The following is a 21,146-nucleotide window of genomic DNA, read 5'->3' as shown; positions in this document are numbered from 1 at the left end:
AGTAAGTTCTTGCCGTAGTTTCATATACACGTTTTGTAAATGAGATATTAGGGGATGACCGCTTCTGGCCGACTACCGTCACCTGACAGCTCATTGTCTGCCCACTCAGATTCTGACGCAAAAGTAAGATGATTGATGTGGTTGTAGAAGCACATCGGTGACCGCTTAGGCCGATCTGTCGATGCCAAAGCATGAGAAACGAAAGGCCGCTAACCAGCTTGTTGCGGCCTTCATTATTTTAGTTTTTCAGCTGAGCTACTCGGCCTTAGCTGTCACTGATGTGCTCCAACTGAACCTCCCTACCTCTACTAAATAATTTAGACCCTACTGAGAATTTGCGCTAAGACTGAAGGATCTTAGCTTTATTCTGAATGCTCAAGGCTGATTCTATGCAATAGCTTAAGGCAACTGCATAAATTATTAAAATGATAGGTATTGACTTAAAGGCTAATAAATACAAAGGGAAGAAAGATATACCCATGCTGAAGCATAGATAGGCCAGCTTTTTTAGCCAGCGTTCGGGAAAGAGTTGCCCCATATGCCGCAAGCCACCACCGCTTTTGATTTTCAGTCTGAAATCCATCCAGAGCAGAAAGGGTATAATTTTGGCCAGCATGGCGGTGATAATCGGGAGGACGCCCGCGAACAGAAAATAAGCAGCGAGCATAATGGGCGCTTGTGATGGCGTGCTCAAGAGCGAGGACCATTGATCCATCCATGGGATTAGTACCGTCACTAGTAATAGGTTGAAACCGCCCCAGCCCCATAAATAGCGCGCAGGATCGGCGCGGCGCTGGCTGTGTCGAAGCAGTTTCAGTAGCGCCAGCAACCAACTTAGTACGGGAAGTGCCAGTAGCATCAGCAAGCGGGCATCAAGCGCAGCCGCCAATACTGTCGCCAGCAAGGCCAGCGATAAATAGCAATTTAAACGACTTGGCCACGCTGGCGCGACCAGAAACATCGGTACGACGGTAAAGGCGACAGCGATAATCAGCCCGACAACCCAGGCGATGCTGCCTAACGCTATATGCGCGCGCAACAAATCATTGAGCGCGATAGCGGGCCAGCCCGTACTGAGCAAGCTAACTAACAGTACGCCGCTGAGTGCGGTCAAGCCCAAACCCACAATCGCCCAGCGCAAGGGTGTCGCAACGCCACTGCGCCATAGCGCGATCAGCAGCCACAGCGCCAAGCCACCCAGGCTGGTGAATAAGATCACTGCCGCGGCCTGTAGCCAGATCGGCTGCATATGCCACAAACCGGCTGCTAGCAGTGCGGCTCCACCTTGCAAGGCTAGCCACAATAACTGCCCCCAGAAAACCGGATTTGTCGCCTTTACCCCGGCCAGCACGGCGCTGACCTGTAGTAGCGCGCCGATCATGATATTGCCCACAAAGCCCAGCATCAGCAGGTGGGTTAATGCCAACATGGCGGGTGAAAACCGCTGCTGCCAGTCGCTCTCATCCAGACCGAAAGCCAGTAGTGCCACCAGCGCCAGCCAGATTGGCGCGGTACGAAAAAAACGCAGCGGTAGTGCGACGGGCAAGCTAAATTCAGGCTGGAACATCGTTCAGTCTCGATGCAGGGTCAGTATCGCCGAACCATCGGCATGCGCAGCACAGTCCCAGTGGCAGGGACGCATGCGTAAATGATCGTACAGCGGGTAAGGGGTGTGGGGCAGATGCGCAAGGAGGGTTTCGCCCGCGATGGCTGCGTCGAGCCAATGCAAAATCCGCTCTATCGGTTCGGGTGGCGCAAGGCCGCGTAAGTCCAGCTTGAGATTGGCCATGGCTTACGCAATCCGCTCGGCAAATTCGGGGATGCTGCGATCACACATCGGATAGAGGATATTTTCCTCTTTCATATTGTGTTGTTGGAGCAGAATCAACAAGGTTTCGGCGCAGCCGATGAAATCATCGGCATCCCAGTTTTGCGCCGCATCTTGCAAGCCCTGCATCAGATCGCGGGCCTGCGCATGTTCGCCGCGCATCACCTGCGTTGGCCCACCACTCATGCCGGTGGCCTGCTCGAAAGCAGGAAACAGCGATTCTTCCTCCAGCGCAAAATGCGCCTCGGTCATTTGGCAAAACACTTGCGTCGCTGTCACACAATCACCCCATTGTGCAGCACGGGCCGCACTTTCAGCTTGCGCCAGAAATTCATCGCACTGGCGATGCTGTTGTTGTAATGCGGTGGTGATGCTCATCGCTGGTACTCCTTTAGATAATTCCAACAGCCTATGCAGCTTTTCGTTATGCTGATTTGATATCAGTCAGGCATTTTCTTTAGAGGTAGAGGCAACATCAGTACAAACTCCCATTGCACACTACCCATTCTGAGGTAATATGTATTAAAAATGCGTGTTATGAAAAGGATACCAGTATATGCGCCTGAATGTCTTTACCGATTACTGTTTGCGTACACTGATTTATGTGGCAATGAAAGATGGCGGAGTGGTGACGCGCAGCGAAATCGCCCAAGCGTACGGCATTTCGGATAATCATTTGATGAAGGTCGTTAATTTTCTGTCGCGACAAGGCTTTATCGACACGATGCGTGGTAAGGGTGGTGGCATGCTCTTATCGCGCCCACCATCGGCGATCAATATTGGTGCTTTGGTACGACTGAGCGAAGAAGACAGCCCAATGGTCGAGTGTTTTGACCGTGAAAACAATAGCTGCAATATCGCCAGCGTCTGTCGACTCAAATTCATCCTAAATGAAGCGCTGCAGGCGCTATATGCTGTGCTCGATCGTTACACGCTGGCTGATCTGATCAGTAATCCGGTCGAGTTGGGGGCGGTCTTTGCCATCGAACTTCACCCTACGGGTTTTCGTCCCTGACATTCTTCTCCAAAATACACCATTAGGTATGTCTCTATAGATTCCTATTTAAAATAGCTTTAGAGATATACCTACTTTTTTTGATCATATTTTCCTTGGCCTATGAACTCCGTTACCGATGTTGTGCGCAATAATTAGCCTTTAATATGTATATAATTTGCATATTCATAAAAGTTGCATGTAATATGTAACTTATTGGACTTGACATCCCATTTCACCCTCAACGGAGAACTATCATGCAAAAAACGCGCACGCTTTGGCGCTGGCTTGCGATTGTGTTTTTCCTGTCTTTTGCCGCCTTAGGCTGGATAGGCAGGGAAATCTATCTCGACAAACCACCGATTCCGCAGCAAATCGTCAACAGCAATGGCAAAGTGCTGTATACCGCCGAGCAAATTCAGCGCGGTCAGGAAGCCTGGCTGTCTGCAGGCGGCCAGCAAATGGGTTCAGTCTGGGGGCATGGCAGCTATGTGGCGCCGGATTGGTCAGCCGACTGGCTGCATCGCGAAGTACTCGCGCTACGTAATATCTGGGCGCAACAGCAATATCATAAAAATTATGAACAACTGAATCGGGAAGAGCAGGCGCCGATCGATGTGCGCGTGGTGTCGGTAATGCGTACCAACACCTACGACGCCGCCAAAGATACGGTGACGATTCAGGCTGATCGCGCGCTGGCGATGCAACAAGTCGCGCAGCATTATGAAAGCCTGTTTGGCACCGATCCGGCGCAGGATAAATTGCGTACCCAGTATGCAATGATCTCTGGCTCAATCAAAGATGCTGACGATTTGAAAGCGCTGCCAGCGTTCTTCTTCTGGTCAGCGTGGGCAGCGGGCACCAATCGTCCGGGTGAGCATCATCTGTCGTACACCAGCAACTGGCCGCACGAACCCTTGATTGAAAATACGCCAACGACGGGAACGAGCTTGTGGTCGATCGCCAGCATTATTTTGCTGATCGGCGGCATTGCGGCGATGGTGCTGTTTCACAATATGCAGCGGGAAGAAGAGCCTGCCGTTTGCCCGGATAAAGACCCGTTGATTGCGCTGCAATTGACGCCATCGATGAAGGCCACGTTCAAGTATTTCTATGTCGTAATCGGCTTGCTGCTGGCACAAGTCGGCATGGGGATTATCTCGGCGCATTATCAGGTGGAAGGCGGCAGTTTCTTTGGGATTCCGCTGGCTGAAGCCTTGCCATTTACCGTTAGCCGCACGATTCATACTCAGTTGGGCGTGCTGTGGATTGCAACAGCATGGTTGGCGACGGGTCTGTTCCTCTCGCCGGTGCTCGGTGGTAAAGAGCCGAAGTTTCAAAAGCTGGGCACCGATGCGCTGTTTTATGCCTTGCTCCTGATTGTCGTTGGCTCGATTGCTACGGGTTGGATCGGCACGATGCAACGCCTGGGGACCAATTACAGCTTCTGGCTCGGTAATCAGGGGCTGGAATACACCAGTATGGGTCGCGTGTGGCAGATTCTACTGTTTATTGGCCTGCTGATCTGGGCAACCTTGCTCGGCCGTGGTCTGTGGCCTGCGCTGCGTAAACCGTCCGAGAGCCAGGGCCTGATCGCGATGGTGTTTATTTCTGCGGTCTGTATTGGTCTGTTCTACGCCTCGTCGCTGGTTTGGGGCCAAAAAACCCACTACGCGATGATCGAATACTGGCGTTGGTGGTTGGTTCACCTGTGGGTGGAAGGCTTCTTTGAAGTATTCGCCACCGCAGTGATCGCCTTGCTGCTCAGCCGTCTGGGTCTGATCCGGACTGCTTCTGCGAATCGTGCGATTGTGCTGGAAACCATCGTCTTTTTGTTCGGCGGCATTCTGGGTACTTTGCATCACCTGTATTTCACCGGTTCACCGACTTCGGTCATTGCCGTTGGCGCGATGTTCTCGGCACTCGAAGTCGTGCCGCTGGCGCTGATTGCTGCTGAGGCGTATCACACTTATCGCCACACACAAGCTGCACCGTGGGTTGCAAAATATCGCTGGTCGATTATGTGCTTTGTCGCGGTAGGTTTCTGGAACACCGTCGGTGCTGGTCTGCTCGGTTTTGCAATTAATCCACCGATTGCGCTGTACTACGTGCAAGGTCTGAATATGACCGCTGCGCATGGTCACGCTGCGCTGTTCGGGGTGTACGGCATGCTGGGGATTGGTCTGATGCTGTTCTGCCTGCGTGGTCTTGCACCTGCAGCGAAATGGAATGATGGCCTGCTGAAACCGGCATTCTGGAGCATGAATATTGGTCTCTTCATGATGGTGTTCATGTCCTTGCTGCCTGCTGGTATTTACCAGGCTGCGGCGAGTGTTGAGCATGGTCTGTGGTATGCACGCTCGGCTGAAATCATTCACTCATCCGTGATGGAAACGCTGGTGTGGCTGCGCGTTCCGGGTGACATCGTGTTTGCGGCGGGTGTGTTGTATCTGGCAGTGTTTGCGCTGCGCCTGCTTGGTAAAGCTAAAACCGTGCCAGTGCTTGATGGCCAATTGGCAAAAAATAAAGCTTGATGTGTGTATTAGGTATGTGGTCAGACGCTATGCAAAATATAGTGCCTGGCCATATACCTGTTAACAAAGGAATTTAAGATGTCTTCTTGTGCAAGTTCTCATTTAACTCTGGATGGCGTGTATGGTTTTGATGCGCGCGGCGTTGCCAAACGTTTTCGGCATGCGGCAATTTTCGGCGCGCTCGAATCGCTGTCTGAGGGCGAAACGATGCGTTTTGTGAACGATCATGATCCATTGCCGCTGCTGGCGCAGATCGAGCAACGCTATCAAGGGCAAGTTGTTGCGCGCTATGTGCAACGTGATCATGAAGCCGTCGTCATTGATTTTGCGATTGTGCCGCTGAAAGTGGCCGAGACTGCGGCCAGTGAAGGTTGCGGTAGTGGCGGTTGTGGTTGCAGCGGGCAATAAAGCGCTGTTGACGTAAAAAAACATCAATGATTTCAAACCATCACGGCGCTTTTAGCGCCGTTTTTATTGGGCTGGAGCGTGGATGTTGTAGGAGCGGTAACTTTAATGTGTATATTAAATACATGTTGATTTTGATCAATATTTAATATGTATATTAGTTACAACATAACATCACACAAGCGTGTTAACAGGAGATGATGTGATGTCGAAATTACAGTTTCAACCGCGATTACACCGTGCGGTGATGACCACCTTGCTGGTGGCCATGGGCAGTTTGGGGGCGATGGGGGCCTGGGCGGATGCCGCCGCAGATTTGCCAGTCGAAACGGCCGAATTGACCGCGCCACCCATGGTGCCAGCGCCGATTGTGCGCAAAACACCGGCCAAAGTCATCGTTAATCTGACCACCGAAGAAGTGATTCGCGAAATCACGCCGGGCACGAAATACATGTTCTGGACTTTTGGTGGCACGGTGCCGGGCAAAATGATCCGGGTGCGTCAGGGCGATACGGTTGAGCTGCATCTGAAAAATCTGCCGACCAGCAAAGTGCCGCATAACATCGATCTGCACGCGGTTTCTGGCCCCGGTGGCGGCGCACCACAAACGCTGATTGCGCCGGGCAAAGATGCAACGTTTACCTTCAAAGCCCTGAACCCGGGTCTGTATGTGTATCACTGTGCGACCGCACCCGTCGCGATGCATATCGCCAACGGCATGTACGGCATGATTCTGGTTGAGCCCGAAGCGGGCATGGCGCCGGTTGATAAAGAGTATTACGTGATGCAGGGCGATTTTTATACACCGGGCGCGTTTGGTGCGGGCGGGCTGCAACCGTTTGATATGCAACGCTCAATCGACGAAAACGCCAGCTACATCTTATTTAACGGCGCGAGCAATTCGCTGACCGGCAAAAACGCGCTGACCGCCAATGTGGGCGACAAAGTGCGTTTGTATTTTGGCTCCGGCGGGCCGAACGTCGCTTCCAATTTCCACGTCATCGGTGCGATTTTTGACAAGGTTTACACCGAGGGTGGCCTGAAATACCAAGAACAGGTGCAAACCACGACCGTGCCTCCGGGCGGCTCGACCATCGTCGAGTTTGTGCCCAAGGTGCCGGGCAATCTGACGCTGGTTGATCATGCGCTCAGCCGCGCTTTCCATAAAGGGGCGATCGGTATTATGAGCGTGAGTGGTGAAGAGCATCCAGAGATTTACAGCAAAGCGGCGGCAGCTAAGGCTGAACATTAATATTAAAGGTATATGGCTGAAGATCATTAATTAAATAGATTTCAGACATATACCCATCGAGGAGTACGAAAATGCGTTTCTCTATGTGTTTGGCTTTAGCCTTAATCGCTAGCACGGCCTCAGCAGCAGAACTGGATGCGGGCAAAGCGGTTTTCCAACAGGTCTGTGCATCGTGCCATATGGCGGACGGTGCGGGCTTGCCGGGGGCTTTTCCACCGCTCAAGCAATCGGATTACTTTAAAAAAGCTACGCCTGCCGCTTTGGTCAAAATTCTTGATCATGGCTTGACTGGCGAAGTGACGGTGAACGGCCAGAAATTTAACTCGGCAATGCCGGCACAAACCCTCACTGATCAAGAAATGAGCGATGTGCTCAATTATGTCAGCGTCGCGCTCAACGGCGGCAAGGCGATGTTCAAGGTCGATCAAGTGAAAAAACTGCGGGCAGCAAAATGAAAACCGCAGCCGTCTGTTTCGCGTTCGTACTAGGGTGTCTCCACGCTGCCGACTACGTCCCGATCGCAGGCGGCACACTGCGCACGGCCTTGCCGCTGGATGGCGAGACCGTGCCTGTCGCGGCATACCAGATGCGCAGTAAACCGGTCACCAATGCGGAGTTTCTGCGCTTTGTCGTTACAAACCCCGCATGGCAGCGCGGTAAAGCGCCCACGCTCTATGCCACCGCCAGTTATCTCAATCAGTGGCGCAGTGCCACTGATTTTGCGCCGCATGCCGCGAATGCACCGGTGACGCAGGTAAGTTGGTTTGCTGCCAGTGCATATTGCGCCAGCGAAGGCGCAAGTTTGCCAAGCTGGACGCAATGGGAATTTGCCGCCGCGGCCGATGCCAACCGTAAAGACGCGCGCATTGATCCGGCCTGGCGGGCGCAAATTCTGGGCTGGTACGAAAAACCCAGCGTCGAGCGTTTGCCCGATGTCGGGCTGCATCCGGCCAATATTTACGGCGTTTACGATCTGCACCAACTGATCTGGGAATGGGTCGATGATTTTAATGGTCTGTTTGTCACCGTCGACAGCCGTGCGCAGGGTGAACAGAAAATATTGGAAACCTGTGGCGCCGCGTCGCTCAGTTTAGGTGACAAGGAAAACTACGCCGTGTTGATGCGCATTGCCTTGCTGGCGGCGTTAAATGGACAGGATAGTGTCGGCAGTCTGGGGTTCCGCTGCGTCAAACCGGCTCAATGAGTCACTGAGGATAAGAAAATGAAAGCGATACTTGCCATGCTTTTGCTCGGCGCCATCAGCGCCGTACCGGCGTGCGAAGAACATCAGCATGCTGCCAGCGCGGCAGCGGCCGTGAGTGGCGAATCATTGTTTCAACTGGCCGTGCCATTGACCGATCAAACCAATCAGCCGTTTAAGCTGGGGCAGGCGGGGAAGAAAGCGACGCTGATCACGATGTTTTATGGTGATTGCAATATTTCCTGCCCGATCGTGCTGGAAAACGTCAAACGGACGATCACGCAGTTGCCAGCAGCGCAACGCGGCGCGGTGCAAGCGGTGCTGGTGAGTTTGAATCCCGGTGTAGATACGGCGAAAAGTCTGGCGGCCTTGGCTAAAGTCCATGAGATGGACGAGCGTGTGTATCGGCTGGTAGTCAGTGATAACGACGCGCACACACGCCAGCTGGCCGCTACGCTGGGCGTGAAATATCGCCGCGGTGCCAACGGCGAAATCAACCACAACACACGTTTTGTCGTGCTGGATCAGCAAGGGCAGGTGGTCAAGGCCAGCGTCACGCTTTCGGTCGAGCCCGATCCGGCGCTGCTGGCAGCATTGCAAAACAGGTTGACTAATTAATGTGGGAGGACACGATGTCTGTATTTGATCTGGCTCGGCTCGCCGAAACCGAGCAACAGCTGTTTCAAGGCTTTGAGCAATTAGCCGTCGGCGAGTGTCTTGAGCTCAGTGCCGAGCAGCGTCCGATGCGCTTGCAGGCGCTGTTTGAAAAAAAATACAGCCAAAGTTATCGCTGGGAATATCTGCAAGATGGGCCAGATTTATGGCGCTGGCAGATTCATAAAATCCGCGATGAGAAAGTCGGTGCACCGTGCTGCGGTTTTTGTTCGGGCACCCATTAGTTGGTTTCAATTTTGGCTGACAACAAGCATTGCAACAATGCCGCGACCATATCCGACTGGGTAATGATCCCGACCAGTCGATCTGCATCAACCACCGGCAGATGATGTAAGCCGCCATCGGCAAATAATTCCGCCAGCTCCAGCAAGGATTGCTCGGGTCTGGCGGTATGAATTTGGGTATTCATGATCTCGGCAATCGGCGTGTTCATAGTAAAAGCGGCGCGTGGTTGCGCGCTGGGTGGGTCAATTACCAGATCGTGTAAGGTCACAATGCCCAGTAACTGCGATTGACTGTTGCTGACGGGGAGTGCTTTGACGCGATGATGAGAGAGTTTTTGCCAAGCCTCGGCATAGCTGCTTTCCGGCGTTACCGTGACGACCGATCTCGACATCACAGCATCACAGCGCAAAGCACCTATTTTGAGCTGTAACGCATGCTGTTGCGCATCATGCAAGACATGCTGCAAATCCTGCGAGCTAATATCGAGCAATTGTTCCTGATGTGCCAGCGCATATTTGATATCTTCTGCACTGGTGCCAACTCTTTGGCTGGGCGAGGGATCATTCGTATGATGTGTTGTCACCGGTGGGGTGTAATTGGGGTAACGGCGGCTGGCCAGATGGCTGTAAATCAGCGCAATCAGCAAAATGAGCAGCGAATTGATCGCAACGGGCACAACCACAAATAGATAGCCCAGATCGCTGATCTGTGAGCCGCCAATGACTGCAGTCAGCGCCACAGCACCACCCGGCGGGTGCAGACTACGGGTGAGTAACATGACCGCAATTGCCAGCATAACTGCAATTCCCGCAGCCAATGCCGTATGACCAATGAGATTTGCGCAGAGTACTCCAGCTACAGCAGAGAGTACATTACCTACTATAATTGACCACGGTTGCGCTAAAGGGCTAGCTGGTGCAGCAAAAAGTAATACCGCTGATGCCCCAATTGGAGCAATTAACCAATGGCTGTGTAAACCAAAAAACCATTGGCATAGCATCGCAGTGCCAATTAAGCCAAGCGCTGCTCCTATAGAGCCGACTATACATTCTTTAAATTGTATTGGTGTAACAGCTGGGAAAAATGCCTTTATGTGCATAGCAAAGAGCGTAATAAAAGCTAAATCTTATACTTGTTCTGTTCTCTCATCGATGACCAATTGGTAGTAGTTGTAGTGGCACAATGATTTTGTGCCAACAACAATAGATTGTGACTGGCGGCTTTGGCCGAACTAGAGACGCCTGACTTAACTTGCAATATGTCCGCTTAATAAAACGAAGCCGACAGTCTTGCGCTTGCTGATTAGATGGATCATCTTCCAACTGGTTAAGGCCGCGTTCATCGCCATCTCGAATTCCAACCCCCGAGATGCCTTCCTCATTAATAAACAAAAGTCTGCATGCCGTAAGTATTTACCACTCAGATGTCGTTCCGTAGAGAAGTTCATCGCAGACCAAAAGTTAGGTGGGGCGTTGGCAAATTTACGTGTCAGAACTCAAGTGAATACCATTAGATTCGAAGGTTATTCTTCGTCATCATTCAAAGATTTTTTGGGCCAAACAATTCGCCGAATCGAAAACTCATTGATTAGATTTTGGATGATGGCCTGCTGTTGATCAGTCATCAATCGGTAGTGAAGAATCAGGTTTTTTTCCGTCGGAGCAATTTCGCCTAACTCTGACGTGGGCTCAAGACAAACCACTTTGCTGTCATCTGCGTCGCCAAATCGTAACCAATGTGGTGAGACATCCAGCCAAGAAGCAAGAATTTCAATCTTATCTGGATTTGGCCGTGCTAAGCCTTTTAACCATTTATGAGCAGTTTGTTGTGAAACGGATTCGCCGTGATAACGCAAATTAAACTGAATGGCGAGCTGGGTTCCCGTTTGCACCATCGGAGCACTCCGCTGTAGTGCTATTTTCAGTCGTTCTGCGAAAGCTTGTTTGTTATTTGCGTCCATCAGGCAAGTATGGTGGAAGCTTTGCGACACAAAACAACCAAGTGGTTGTTGTATAACGCATGGCAAGGTTATTATGAAGTGAATGTGTGAAGCTCAAAGCGACTTCACCCTGATTTCAAATTCGAACTGCTAAGTCGTTCATAAATCAGGTGGTACTTCTTCATTTTAAACTGCGTTGCAAGGATTATAGGTGATGGAAAAAGGCACAATCATTCATTACAACCAGAATGAAGGGAAGGGCATTATTAATGCGGCAGGCGAAGCGCATCAATTTATGATTTCACACTGGAAGGGGACATTGGCTCCTGTTTTAAATGAAACAGTGCTGATTGAAATGAGCGAGGCTGGTGTAGTAGGGGTCCACCCAGTGCGTGGTCTCATCAATGAAACTGCAGCAACCAATCCTATCGCGCAATTTTTTGCGAGCCTTGATCCCTCTGAAACGGCCGTGCTGAATGAGCAGCCCATCGTCATTGCGCCTATTTCCCGAAGGCTATTAGGTGGCTTGATCGATTTCTTGATTTTCCTCGCATTTGATTTGGTTGTTGGCATTGGCACGCTAGGGGTTGGTGCACTCCTTGGCCCTATCATCGTCTGCGCGGCCATGGCAATTATGATGGCTACACCATCCATTCGCGGCACATTAGGCATGAAATTAGTGGGTTTAGAAATTTGCTCGGTCGATGGCAAGATCATTTCAGTTGGAACGTCATTTCTCCGTCTTGTGATCTCTTTTCTGTCTTGCATTCTATTGATCGGCTACATCGTTGCTTGTTTCAGTAAAAAAAATCAAACCTTCCACGATTTAGTGGCAGGCACCATTGTCATACAACGTCGTGGAGCATAAATCATGAAGAAAATAGTACTAGTGTTGATCAGTACTTTCTTGGCTAGCTCAGCCTGGGCGGCCAAACCTAAGACTGCGGAAGAGTGGCAACAATGTTTGACTCGCGTGCCCGCAGGTACCGAGCGCAACGAAGGTAAAGCAGGAGTTGACTACTGGATCGCGAAGCATTGTGGAGAAACTAAACCAATTGATGGCGCATTGATGCCTAAAGGTGATTGTGATCGCCTGTTTGCCATATTGGCAGAGTGTAAAGAATACAAAGCCTCGGAGCTGTGGGACCTCTCAGAGGCCAGTGTTGGTAATGTAAAAAACTTGCTGATAAAAAAACAAGTCACAGTATTTGATGAGGACTGCCGAAAGGTCGGTACGGGGGCTCCGCTGCCAAAACGCGCCGATTTCACTCAAAAATACTGCAAAGCACAATAACTTAATCTGAGAAGTTGCACATTGCTTCCTCCCTATTTTGCGAACCAAAGATGAGCTCGTACTCTACCCACTGTTTGACATTTTTCGTACTTAGCCCGTTATTGGTGTCTTGTGCCAATACCTCAACCCAAGGTTATGCCTGCGCAGCGAGTGGTGCGCTGACTTCTTTCATTTCTACCACGCTATTGTGCAGTGGTAAAAATGCACTCGCTAGCGATTGCGTACGAAGCAAGTTCGAATTCGATAAAGCCTTGCATGAATTATCCAACGAAATAACGAGTGGTCAATATCAGGTTATTCAGAACTACAAAAATGGTAGTTCTCCGCTCACTATTGCAAAAACCAAGCCCAATCGCTGTGATCCTGATGGTCAAATCGTCCTGTTGTTTACTGGGGTAGACCGCAAGGAGAAAGCCATTGATTTACCGCCTCAACTCGCTGATCCCAAACGCCCCCCTGAAGTCGTACAAGACATGATGTTTGGCGGTGAGCGGCACATCATCATGAAAGTACGCGATGGTTCAAGTGATCGGTATCAGGTACTCAAATTACAAGCCGATGGTGCAAAGTACACGGTTGATACTTTAATCAAAACGGACCGAGATGCAAAAGTCGAGATCCGTCCTTTTAGCGATGAAAAAGGGAATGTCGGCTATTACACCTGGAACCCAAAAGAACGTGATCCGCTTTTAGTGGGTTGGGTTTCAAGCAATCCCAATAGTATTTCTCAGTTTGGACGTCAGTCTGCGTTACTGCAAAAAGACGCCCCGGAGTCTGAATCGAAATCATCCAAAGTGGCTGCTAATGATGATCGAAAAAGCAATGCGGGAAGCACAAAACAAAAGTCAAAACCAAAAACGAAGGTAGAAACCCCTGTTGTCGCTATTGACGATTCCACGAAAGCTGCAGGTAGTAGCACTAAGCCGAAGGCTTCAAGCAAGTCAGAAGTGAATAAAGTGGTTAAGTTTGAAGAAATCAAAGTCGTTGAAAACACCCGTGTAAATAGTCGTGGTGTCGTCATCGATCTGAACAAGAAGTCGTAAATGTCCTCCGCAAATCAATCTGTGATGCGTCGATACTACCTATTGATGGTGCTGCTGACCATTAGCTATCTGACCGTCGAACTGGCGTTCAATGCCAATGTAATCGATGTCATTGGTGGAAATGCTGCCAAGCCTTTAATTGATTCGGTAGAACATTGGGGGCGGCTGATCTCTGGTTGTGCTTTGGCTTTGATTGCATGGTCAATCTTATTGCATCAGGACGATATCTTGCAGCTCATTGAGCACGACATTGGCAAAGTTCTGTGTGTCGTGTTTCTTGCTGCAACTGTGTCGATCTATATCGGGCATGCTCTGTTGCCTAGACGAGTGAACGAATTGCTGCTCCTTGCGCTCATTTGTTTTGGCGTCATGGTTTACGCGTCAGTCAAAGAACTGAAGTGGTTTAGATTAAGCAGTGGACTGATTTGCGCGGCACTAGCAGGAATTTTGTGCGCATATATTGGCGAGAAAGCCTTACTGGATGCCTTTGTCGAAGATGAGCAGACAAATACCAAGCTATATGAAGCATTTTTAGTCCGAGGCGTCGTTGCGGATGTATTTGCTGGTACAGCGAGTTTAAAAGGCATTCCGACTGATCCGGCAACGCTACATTCCCCCTCTGGTAAAACCTTTATGTCGGTTTTTCCAATGTTCTTTTGGCATCTGGAAGACCCGAAAAATACAGTAAAAGGCTGGTTGGAAAACAAACGAGAAATGCGTAATGCCTTTATCATCAATAAGCAGCACCTCGAAGCAACTTCGTTCAATAAGGCCTGGATTCCGATCTGTAATGCTTTGCCTACAATGTACGCGCAATTTAAGCAGAAAGGGGCAGCGGTCACGCCTAAAGTAAAGCAACTCGAAGATGCAAAATGGCGGTTCGGTCAACAGGTTGTCTCACAAACTAAACGACAACTTCAACAGCGTGGAATTTCACCGAATAATAACGCAATGTGGAATCGAGCTCAGCCCCAAGTTCGCGCTGAAATGCTCAAGCGATTAAGCCCAGATCAGCGACGCTACATTGAGATGGAACCAAGTGATGTCGAAAATGTGTTTCAACAAGAATTTGCCAAGGCTATTGGGGTGGTATGGCTTACAGACAATCATGGGACGCCAAGAACATCAGATTTCAAGCAGTTTGTAGCCTCTGAGATGATTCAGCAATGGATCTACAACAAGTTAGGGTATGAACTTGCAAGTACTGTCCAAATTGCAACTTGTGCTGAAAAGCCTACAGAAAATTACAATTACTTTAGATCGACCATCTTGCCTTTAATGCTTAATTTGCATCCTGCAGACCAGCAAAACTACCGAAAAATGACTCAGGCGATTAGCGATGGTGAAGTGTTTGATGCGGTCGAGTCCGATTTTGCCAAACATGGCAAATTCAAGCAGTACGGACATGATGCCGCGGAGTCGATCATTGCACCCGCATTGGCACTGTTTTTTAGCTGCCTTGGTGCGATGACACACACCTTTAAATCACTGAGATATCTCAGCAAGGTTGTGCTGCTGGGGACGCCATTAACCAAAAAAATCGGGCTTCGTATCCCTGCGTTACCAATCCCGAAATGGGTGTTCGTTCTCCTCATTCTCGGTAGCTTGCAGATCTTTGGGAATGTTCTGCAGTCGGCTTGGTTTTATGCTGGCGTTCTCACATTTGCCGCTGTGCTTTGGCCTTGGGGGCCTGTTGCAAAACAGAATATTAATTCAACTTTCAGCGCAATGACGTTGGGAAGTTCGATTGCGACATTGGTGCTGTTGAGCGTTCTAAGCTTCGGCATATATCGAATCGAAAATCTTGAAACTGAGATTACCCAAACCACGGAATACAAAGGTGTGCTCCAGCAGTTTGCACATGAAATTGGCACTCCTGCTGCGAGCGCATTCGATTGGGTCGTTAAAGCTCAAACATTGAGTTATCCGATCAATGACCGATTGAGAAAACTCACGCATTTTTATCTCTAATGCATGAATATCAAGCGCGTCTGCGCCCTGAGTTTCTCGTTGGATTTTTTGATCGGGAATGAAGGCTGCCAAAACTACAAGTTAATTGTTATGAGCGTTGGGGTTTTATCATGATTCGTCCGAGCATCTGTATATTATCTATTGCTTTAGTCGCTTGCGGTGGTGGTGGCGGTGGAAGCGCCTCAATCCCCAATTCAAGCACGACAGCTCCTACGCCGACAGCAACTGTTTCGGTGTCAGCGTCGCCTTCTCCTGCGGCAACACAAATTCCATTACCGACGCCAACAGCCATTCCATCTACGCCTGCGCAAAGCGGTTCGCTGGTCATCAGCGAAGTTTCAAGTAACGTGTATTCCAACGGGGTGGCATGGTTTGAAGTGTTTAACACCAGCGGGCAAGCGGTTAACTTAAATGATGTCACCGTACGCGCTACCGCAGGCGGTCGCAGCAGCCCATACCAACAGGCGGTTGCGCCTGTTACGTTCACCATGCCAGCCAATACGGTCATCCCTGCGGGTGGTTATCTATTGGTAACCGGCGATGTGGATTCAAACATTCCTTCGTCAAGCCAAGTGGCTCGTATTCGCAATGGCGACAACATTCCAACTTGGGGCAGTTCGGGTTTTATTGAATTGGTATCCGGTGGTAAAACATTGGATGTGGTTCGCTTTGGTAGCAATACTGACACCCCCACCACGGCTGGCGCATGGGGCGCAACAAATGCTGAAGCATTGACTGCAGTTGAGTATGGCCGCTCACTGGTTCGTGATGTCGTACCGGGCCAAAACACAGTAGGCACTGGCACTGTATGGCGTTCGGTGGCATTTAGCACGCCATTGGGTAAAAATGATGTCCCCGCCAACGCGATTGACCAAGATGGTGACGGCATTCCAACCTATGCCAAAGCACCGGGCCAGACGTTTGGTGGCATCAATTATTACGACATGGGCGCGCGCCCCGGCCAAAAAGATGTATTCATTCAAGTAAACTGGATGAAGACGCTTGACCCCGGTGTTCTACCACGGAAAGAAGCATTGCAACAAGTGGTGAATGCCTTTGCGCCACATGGTATTGCCATTCACTTTGACGTGGGCGGTTTGTTTAACCCCAACTTCTCGCCAGCTGATTTTAATTTGGGCGGCGGTCGTAGCGTGCCATACGCTCAATGTATCGGACTGGGTAGTTCAGGTTCGCCATGCCCTGAGTCAACCATTTATGCCTACAAAGCTCAATATTTTGATGCTGCTCGATTGCAAACCTTCCATTTCCTGCTGATGGCCAATTCTCAGTTGAGTGATGGTTCTGCCGGCTCATCAGGCGTGGCCGAATTAGGTGGCAATGATTTGTTGCTGACCATGGGCAATTGGGGTTTTGTCACCACGGCGGGTACTGGCCTGAATCAATTGGTGAATATGCAAGCGGCAACCATCATGCATGAATTGGGTCACAACCTCGGCCTAAACCATGGCGGTGGTGACGGCATTAATTACAAGCCCAACTACTTAAGCGTGATGAATTATCTGTATTCACTATATGGCACAGGTAGCGGTTCAGATAGCTTCCGTCAGCGTTACTTGGGTCGATTAAATAACACTGACCCATGCTCGTACTCAAATGGGCCTTGTGCGGCTAATATGCCATTAAATTTTTCTGATGGCTCTGGTGGTAATTTGAATGAAGCGGATTTAAGCGACACGCAAACTGGCATTGGCCGAGGTCTGGTGAATCTGGATTGGAACAATAACGGCACAAATCAAACTCATTACAGTTATGACGTTAATGATGATGGGCAGATTGGAGTGTTAAGTGACTATAACGATTGGGCTAATTTGCAGTTTGCGTTTGCCCGTAACTTAACCGGCAACATGGGGTCGTCTCGCGCTTTGTCGAAATCTTCAAGCAGTGCCAACCCTGTCTTGAACGATCGCCAGAAACATATCGTTGATCCCGCGCCGGATTTCCGTGTGTTGCAAATGATCCGTAGCCGATAAACAGTGTTAGGCCTCGGGAGTGGGGCCAATTCTTTTCATTATTTGCGAAAGTGATAGTGAAATGGATCAACGATCAGGTTCAATATCATTATGCCATCTTTGAAACACCCTAAATTCATTTCTCAGCTTGAAGAACAAGGTCTGATGATTAATCAGAATATGTTCATCTACTTGGGTATTCGGCCCAACTATTCGCTATTTGGTGGCATTGCGGTCGGTACTCTCTATTCAGTTAGCCGCACCAACATCGGCGAGTCACCTAGTCCGGTTCGAGTGTTTTTTTCAAGGGACAATACTGAAGAGTTATCATTGCAAAAAAAATCGGTGAGGCATTTTATACAGGTCGACGATCTTTTTGCCGTGCTTCAGATTACTGAGTACGAGATTAAACTCTTAAAAGATGCGCAGCTCATTCACCCTGACATTACGGATGAGCAGATTGATGAATTCGTGAACTATAAACCATCCGCAATGGGGCCTTCGGATACTACATATTGGTGGTACGAACTTATTCTCACTTGTGCTGCGATGCGCCAGCTAAATGGTGAGTACCCAGCAACACTCGATGATGCCTATCTCTTACTCAAGGGATGTTATGACCGCTTTCAGACCAATAGCAAGCTAATTGGTCTTGATCAAGAGTATTACCAATCACTCATCAGCTATACACCCAAAAAATCCCGTTTAGAAAAAGTCCGCGACTTTTTAAAACGGTTCTTGCCGTTCTAACTAATTTAATGTTTGGTCTGCCATCGCTTGAAATGCAAAATCACCCCCTGATCTTGCTTTTGCTTCCCTGTTTTCTTCGCCCGATTATTTAGCCTTGGGCTTGGGCAGTATTTCCTTCAGTTCATCTCGGACAGCTTCACGAACAGCCAATTGGATCGCCTCAAGCTCAGATGCCTGCTGGTTTGGGGCTTTTTCAAGACTAGATTGGAGTCGCGCAACAATTTCTGCGTTGAGTGATCGCCCGCTTATATTGGCGGCACTTTCTAGTGCTTCCCTCAAATCATTTTGCATGCGCAATCCAAAAGGAGCGATATGAGCGGTAGGTGTGCGTGTTTTGGTCATAACTACATAATGTAGCCAAAATTCGCTTGACGCAATAGCTACATGATGTAATGATTACATTGTGTAGTCATTTGGTTGTGTGATGACTTAAATTCAATATAAAAAAGAAAGGCCCCAAAGTGCTTGAACACAATGGGGCCCGTTGAGATCTTACCAACCAGTAGGACGATCTCTGCAACATTTATCTCAGGAAAGAAAACGATGCAAAAATATTCTATCACATCATTGCGAAGCCACATCTCCGCAATCCTTCGTCGCACGGTAAGTGCACACCACAGTGAATTTGACTGCCCGGTATTTAGCGTACAGGGAGGTGTCTAATGCGCGACTCTTATTATTTTGCACATGCGAACCCCTTATTTCGGGAATTGCCTGACTATGCACTTCGTGGCTACTTGTCACGGCAAGCTGGCGCAACACTTGATCGGAATAAGCTGATTCGCATTACTGCTCCCTGGCCAAAAGGCCTCCGGTTAGGGTCCGCTGATGATTCAGAAATGTTGAGCTCCATCTTTGACGGTCCGCCTGCGCCAGATTGGGGGGATGACGATCTAGATTGCTGCGATAGCGGATTTGAAACACATGAGTTTGATTTGATCCCCAGTTGGTTTTCGAGTCTGACTCAAATTATCAAAGAATGGCGCGTTCACCCCCAGGGACCTTTATTGCTGCATTTGCCACTTGAGTGCACAGAAGAAGTTGCCTTACAGCTTGAATATACCCTGGCCGAAAACCGATTAAATTACTATTGGAACAGCGATCTGAATGGCGAACCCATTTCGCCTCCATGTGTTAAAAGCGAAGCCAATGAAGGAACTAAACCTGTAGTGTGTTGCCTCGCTGGGCTCGATGCCGAGTTTCTTGCACAGCTCTGGCCATACCTCAACTCAAGCACTGTTCTCTTGCTCGTCGATGATGAGGTCAGCAGCTGGCATCTACCGGCAGCTTCGCTGCCTGCCAACAACGCGACCATGAAGCAAATTAACGTCCAGCCAGCACGGATGGTGAATTTGGTCGATCCCCAAAAACTGGAAATCCAAATGGAAGCTCAGCTGCGGACCAATCGACCAGAAAAAACGGCTGAATTGGGCAAATTAGGACACCCGAAGCAACTCATTCTCGCTAGCGATCATCATTACTACGCTTTATTGAAGTTTTACGAGCAACAAAAACAGCACCATGAGTTTTTTCAGGTACTCCTCAGGCGAATCAAACATCAGGCGGCAACCCATGCGCCATTGCACTTAGGTAACTTGCTGCTCATCGGGCCGGCCGGCAACGGTAAATCGTGGCTTTGCGCTGAGGTGTGCCGGATTCTGGAGGTGCCCATGTTGTGCATCCAACTTTCTGGTAATTTTGATGGGATGCTATTCCAAGGCTCTTCTGCTCAATGGAACAATGCTGACGCAGGCCGCGTCGCCAAATTCATGGCTGGTTGTCGGTACGCAAATCCAGTGATTGTGATTGAAGAAGTAGATAAAACGGTCTCAATGTCCAGTGGAAAAGGGGACTACACAGATGCAATGCTAATGCTACTCGAGAAGCAAAATAGCCGGCAATTTATGGACAATTTCTTGGCCACCCCAATTAACATGGAGCATGCCAGCTTTATGCTGACAGCAAATGACTTGGAGAGAATTAGCTCGCCAATGCTATCGAGGGTGCGTGTTTTCAAAACCGAAGCCCCAACTGCAGCGGAGTTACAGCGTCTTGCTTCAATGCTCTATCACTCACTGCTAGAAGAGATGGAGTGTGGGCAGTTTTTCGATAGCAAAGTCGATAACGCCATCTTGTGCGAGTTAGCATCTCGGTGTGACTCAATCCGAAGTTTGAAAGCCGCACTCATTGAAGCAATTGAGTTTTCAGTTGATGTTGTGGAGGACCCAAATGCCTTACGGAAATTACGTGGGCAATTGACTTTAAGGCTACCGCCGGTTACTCCGCAAGCTGCTCTCAGGCGAATTGGCTTTTTCTAACAAATACGCCTCTGTATTGAGTAGATCAAGCACGAAAATTAAGTGTCGTCTAAACGGCCAAGTAATTTGCCACCAAAGCCCAGAATGAAATCTGGGCTTTGGTGGCTATCGACTATTCCAAATCTTTTAACGACAATTTAGTGATGAAGTCATCGATATCCGACTCTCTCCAGCCTATACAGCGCCGTGATATAGCAAATGATGGAGGGAATTTTCCCTTGAGTAACATGCGATAAATTGTCGATCTTGAAACCCCAACACGCAGCGCTACTTCTTTCACACGCATTATCCGGCCATTTTTTGATGGATTGATGTTCATTTGTATATTCCCTTGTGTAGTTGCAACATCAGCTGATGTGCGGATTTTTAGCAAAAACTTGCTTGCTCAGGAAAATGTACAACAAATCGAAAGAAATAAAAACCAGCCGTCCAGCCCTAGAATGTTCCCTTGGTCGAGAGCCGATCGGCATTGTCTGGATAGAATAAATACGATAATAAACTTAAATAGATTTATTTATTAAATTGCTATTTTTAGATTAAGTATCTACCCGTGGTTAGGCTGTTTTTGTTGAGTAAATAATAATTTTTTAGGAAGTTGTTGGTGCTGTTGACTTTGCCTTAGACTCGATTGCTATCGTATTTGTGTACATGCTATTTTAAGATTTTTTTAAGTATTTATGGTTTTTGTAAGTTAGATAAATAGTATGGCTTAGTACGCAACGTTAAGTGGGTGATGTCTTTCATCTT

Annotated in this window: 22 protein-coding genes; 15 read left to right on the top strand and 7 right to left on the bottom strand. The window is 49.1% G+C overall.

All coding sequences use genetic code 11. From position 1 onward, the window contains the following. Nucleotides 1-340 precede the first annotated feature (340 nt). From HQ393_RS06955 to HQ393_RS06945, 3 genes are read right to left on the bottom strand one after another with little or no spacing between them, the layout of a single operon-like run. On the bottom strand, nucleotides 341-1,567 hold the full coding sequence (locus tag HQ393_RS06955) for a hypothetical protein (RefSeq protein ID WP_179358098.1): 1,227 nt from the start codon (nucleotides 1,565-1,567) through the stop codon (nucleotides 341-343). Between the two features lie 3 nt (nucleotides 1,568-1,570). Then, on the bottom strand, nucleotides 1,571-1,789 hold the full coding sequence (locus tag HQ393_RS06950; RefSeq protein ID WP_179358097.1) for a DUF2249 domain-containing protein: 219 nt from the start codon (nucleotides 1,787-1,789) through the stop codon (nucleotides 1,571-1,573). Nucleotides 1,790-1,792: 3 nt separating this feature from the next. Continuing rightward, nucleotides 1,793-2,206 carry a hemerythrin domain-containing protein gene (locus tag HQ393_RS06945; protein ID WP_179358096.1) on the bottom strand — a complete coding sequence of 138 codons (414 nt, stop codon included), beginning with the start codon at nucleotides 2,204-2,206 and terminating at the stop codon, nucleotides 1,793-1,795. A 178-nt stretch (nucleotides 2,207-2,384) separates the two neighbouring features. Between HQ393_RS06945 and HQ393_RS06940 the strand changes: the two genes are divergently transcribed. From HQ393_RS06940 to HQ393_RS06905, 8 genes are all read left to right on the top strand, one after another. Next, nucleotides 2,385-2,843, top strand: coding sequence for an RrF2 family transcriptional regulator (locus tag HQ393_RS06940; RefSeq protein ID WP_179358095.1), 459 nt, complete (start codon nucleotides 2,385-2,387; stop codon nucleotides 2,841-2,843). A 236-nt stretch (nucleotides 2,844-3,079) separates the two neighbouring features. Then, a complete protein-coding gene (locus HQ393_RS06935) occupies nucleotides 3,080-5,356 on the top strand; it encodes a nitric-oxide reductase large subunit (RefSeq protein WP_179358094.1) in 2,277 nt (758 codons plus the stop codon). 78 nt (nucleotides 5,357-5,434) lie between these two features. Next, nucleotides 5,435-5,764: a DUF2249 domain-containing protein gene (locus tag HQ393_RS06930; RefSeq protein WP_179358093.1), complete on the top strand. Its 330-nt coding sequence runs from the start codon at nucleotides 5,435-5,437 to the stop codon at nucleotides 5,762-5,764. A gap of 202 nt (nucleotides 5,765-5,966) precedes the next feature. Next, nucleotides 5,967-7,013 carry a copper-containing nitrite reductase gene (gene nirK, locus HQ393_RS06925; protein WP_218871320.1) on the top strand — a complete coding sequence of 349 codons (1,047 nt, stop codon included), beginning with the start codon at nucleotides 5,967-5,969 and terminating at the stop codon, nucleotides 7,011-7,013. A gap of 71 nt (nucleotides 7,014-7,084) precedes the next feature. After that, entirely contained in the window at nucleotides 7,085-7,468 is a 384-nt protein-coding gene (locus HQ393_RS06920; protein ID WP_179358092.1) for a c-type cytochrome, read from the top strand. Further along, a complete protein-coding gene (locus HQ393_RS06915) occupies nucleotides 7,465-8,217 on the top strand; it encodes a formylglycine-generating enzyme family protein (protein ID WP_179358091.1) in 753 nt (250 codons plus the stop codon). Before HQ393_RS06920 ends, HQ393_RS06915 begins: the two co-directional genes overlap by 4 nt. 18 nt (nucleotides 8,218-8,235) lie before the next feature. After that, entirely contained in the window at nucleotides 8,236-8,832 is a 597-nt protein-coding gene (locus tag HQ393_RS06910) for an SCO family protein (protein WP_179358090.1), read from the top strand. A gap of 14 nt (nucleotides 8,833-8,846) precedes the next feature. Beyond that, a complete protein-coding gene (locus HQ393_RS06905; protein ID WP_179358089.1) occupies nucleotides 8,847-9,113 on the top strand; it encodes a DUF2249 domain-containing protein in 267 nt (88 codons plus the stop codon). Here HQ393_RS06905 and HQ393_RS06900 read toward each other — a convergent pair. Then, a complete protein-coding gene (locus HQ393_RS06900; RefSeq protein ID WP_179358088.1) occupies nucleotides 9,110-10,213 on the bottom strand; it encodes an HPP family protein in 1,104 nt (367 codons plus the stop codon). The two genes, HQ393_RS06905 and HQ393_RS06900, sit on opposite strands and share 4 nt — an antisense overlap. Nucleotides 10,214-10,636: 423 nt before the next feature. After that, complete coding sequence (locus HQ393_RS06895) at nucleotides 10,637-11,104, bottom strand: transcriptional regulator (protein ID WP_179358087.1); 468 nt, start codon at nucleotides 11,102-11,104, stop codon at nucleotides 10,637-10,639. Between the two features lie 163 nt (nucleotides 11,105-11,267). On the opposite strand from HQ393_RS06895, the gene HQ393_RS06890 reads away from it, so the two are divergent. The 6 genes from HQ393_RS06890 to HQ393_RS06865 all read left to right on the top strand — a co-directional run bounded on the left by HQ393_RS06890 (nucleotide 11,268) and on the right by HQ393_RS06865 (nucleotide 18,081). Further along, nucleotides 11,268-11,921: an RDD family protein gene (locus HQ393_RS06890; RefSeq protein ID WP_179358086.1), complete on the top strand. Its 654-nt coding sequence runs from the start codon at nucleotides 11,268-11,270 to the stop codon at nucleotides 11,919-11,921. A gap of 3 nt (nucleotides 11,922-11,924) precedes the next feature. After that, nucleotides 11,925-12,347 carry a hypothetical protein gene (locus HQ393_RS06885; RefSeq protein ID WP_179358085.1) on the top strand — a complete coding sequence of 141 codons (423 nt, stop codon included), beginning with the start codon at nucleotides 11,925-11,927 and terminating at the stop codon, nucleotides 12,345-12,347. A 50-nt stretch (nucleotides 12,348-12,397) separates the two neighbouring features. Continuing rightward, a complete protein-coding gene (locus tag HQ393_RS06880) occupies nucleotides 12,398-13,390 on the top strand; it encodes a hypothetical protein (RefSeq protein ID WP_179358084.1) in 993 nt (330 codons plus the stop codon). Then, nucleotides 13,391-15,361: a hypothetical protein gene (locus tag HQ393_RS06875; RefSeq protein WP_179358083.1), complete on the top strand. Its 1,971-nt coding sequence runs from the start codon at nucleotides 13,391-13,393 to the stop codon at nucleotides 15,359-15,361. A gap of 110 nt (nucleotides 15,362-15,471) precedes the next feature. Further along, entirely contained in the window at nucleotides 15,472-17,352 is a 1,881-nt protein-coding gene (locus HQ393_RS06870; protein ID WP_179358082.1) for a lamin tail domain-containing protein, read from the top strand. A 90-nt stretch (nucleotides 17,353-17,442) separates the two neighbouring features. Next, nucleotides 17,443-18,081, top strand: coding sequence for a hypothetical protein (locus tag HQ393_RS06865; RefSeq protein ID WP_179358081.1), 639 nt, complete (start codon nucleotides 17,443-17,445; stop codon nucleotides 18,079-18,081). 84 nt (nucleotides 18,082-18,165) lie between these two features. On the opposite strand, the gene HQ393_RS06860 is transcribed toward HQ393_RS06865, so the two are convergent. Further along, nucleotides 18,166-18,372, bottom strand: coding sequence for an Arc family DNA-binding protein (locus tag HQ393_RS06860; RefSeq protein ID WP_218871318.1), 207 nt, complete (start codon nucleotides 18,370-18,372; stop codon nucleotides 18,166-18,168). Nucleotides 18,373-19,088: 716 nt separating this feature from the next. Between HQ393_RS06860 and HQ393_RS06855 the strand changes: the two genes are divergently transcribed. Next, the gene (locus tag HQ393_RS06855) at nucleotides 19,089-20,399 is read left to right on the top strand and encodes an AAA family ATPase (RefSeq protein ID WP_179358079.1); all 1,311 of its coding nucleotides are present in this window, start codon (nucleotides 19,089-19,091) and stop codon (nucleotides 20,397-20,399) included. Between the two features lie 112 nt (nucleotides 20,400-20,511). On the opposite strand, the gene HQ393_RS06850 is transcribed toward HQ393_RS06855, so the two are convergent. Next, nucleotides 20,512-20,718, bottom strand: a complete 207-nt coding sequence (locus HQ393_RS06850) for a helix-turn-helix transcriptional regulator (RefSeq protein ID WP_179358078.1) — start codon at nucleotides 20,716-20,718, stop codon at nucleotides 20,512-20,514. Nucleotides 20,719-21,146: the final 428 nt, after the last annotated feature.

Origin of the sequence: Chitinibacter bivalviorum (assembly GCF_013403565.1) — a bacterium.
Classification (GTDB): domain Bacteria; phylum Pseudomonadota; class Gammaproteobacteria; order Burkholderiales; family Chitinibacteraceae; genus Chitinibacter; species Chitinibacter bivalviorum.
This window is presented reverse-complemented; position numbering and strand designations above follow the sequence as displayed.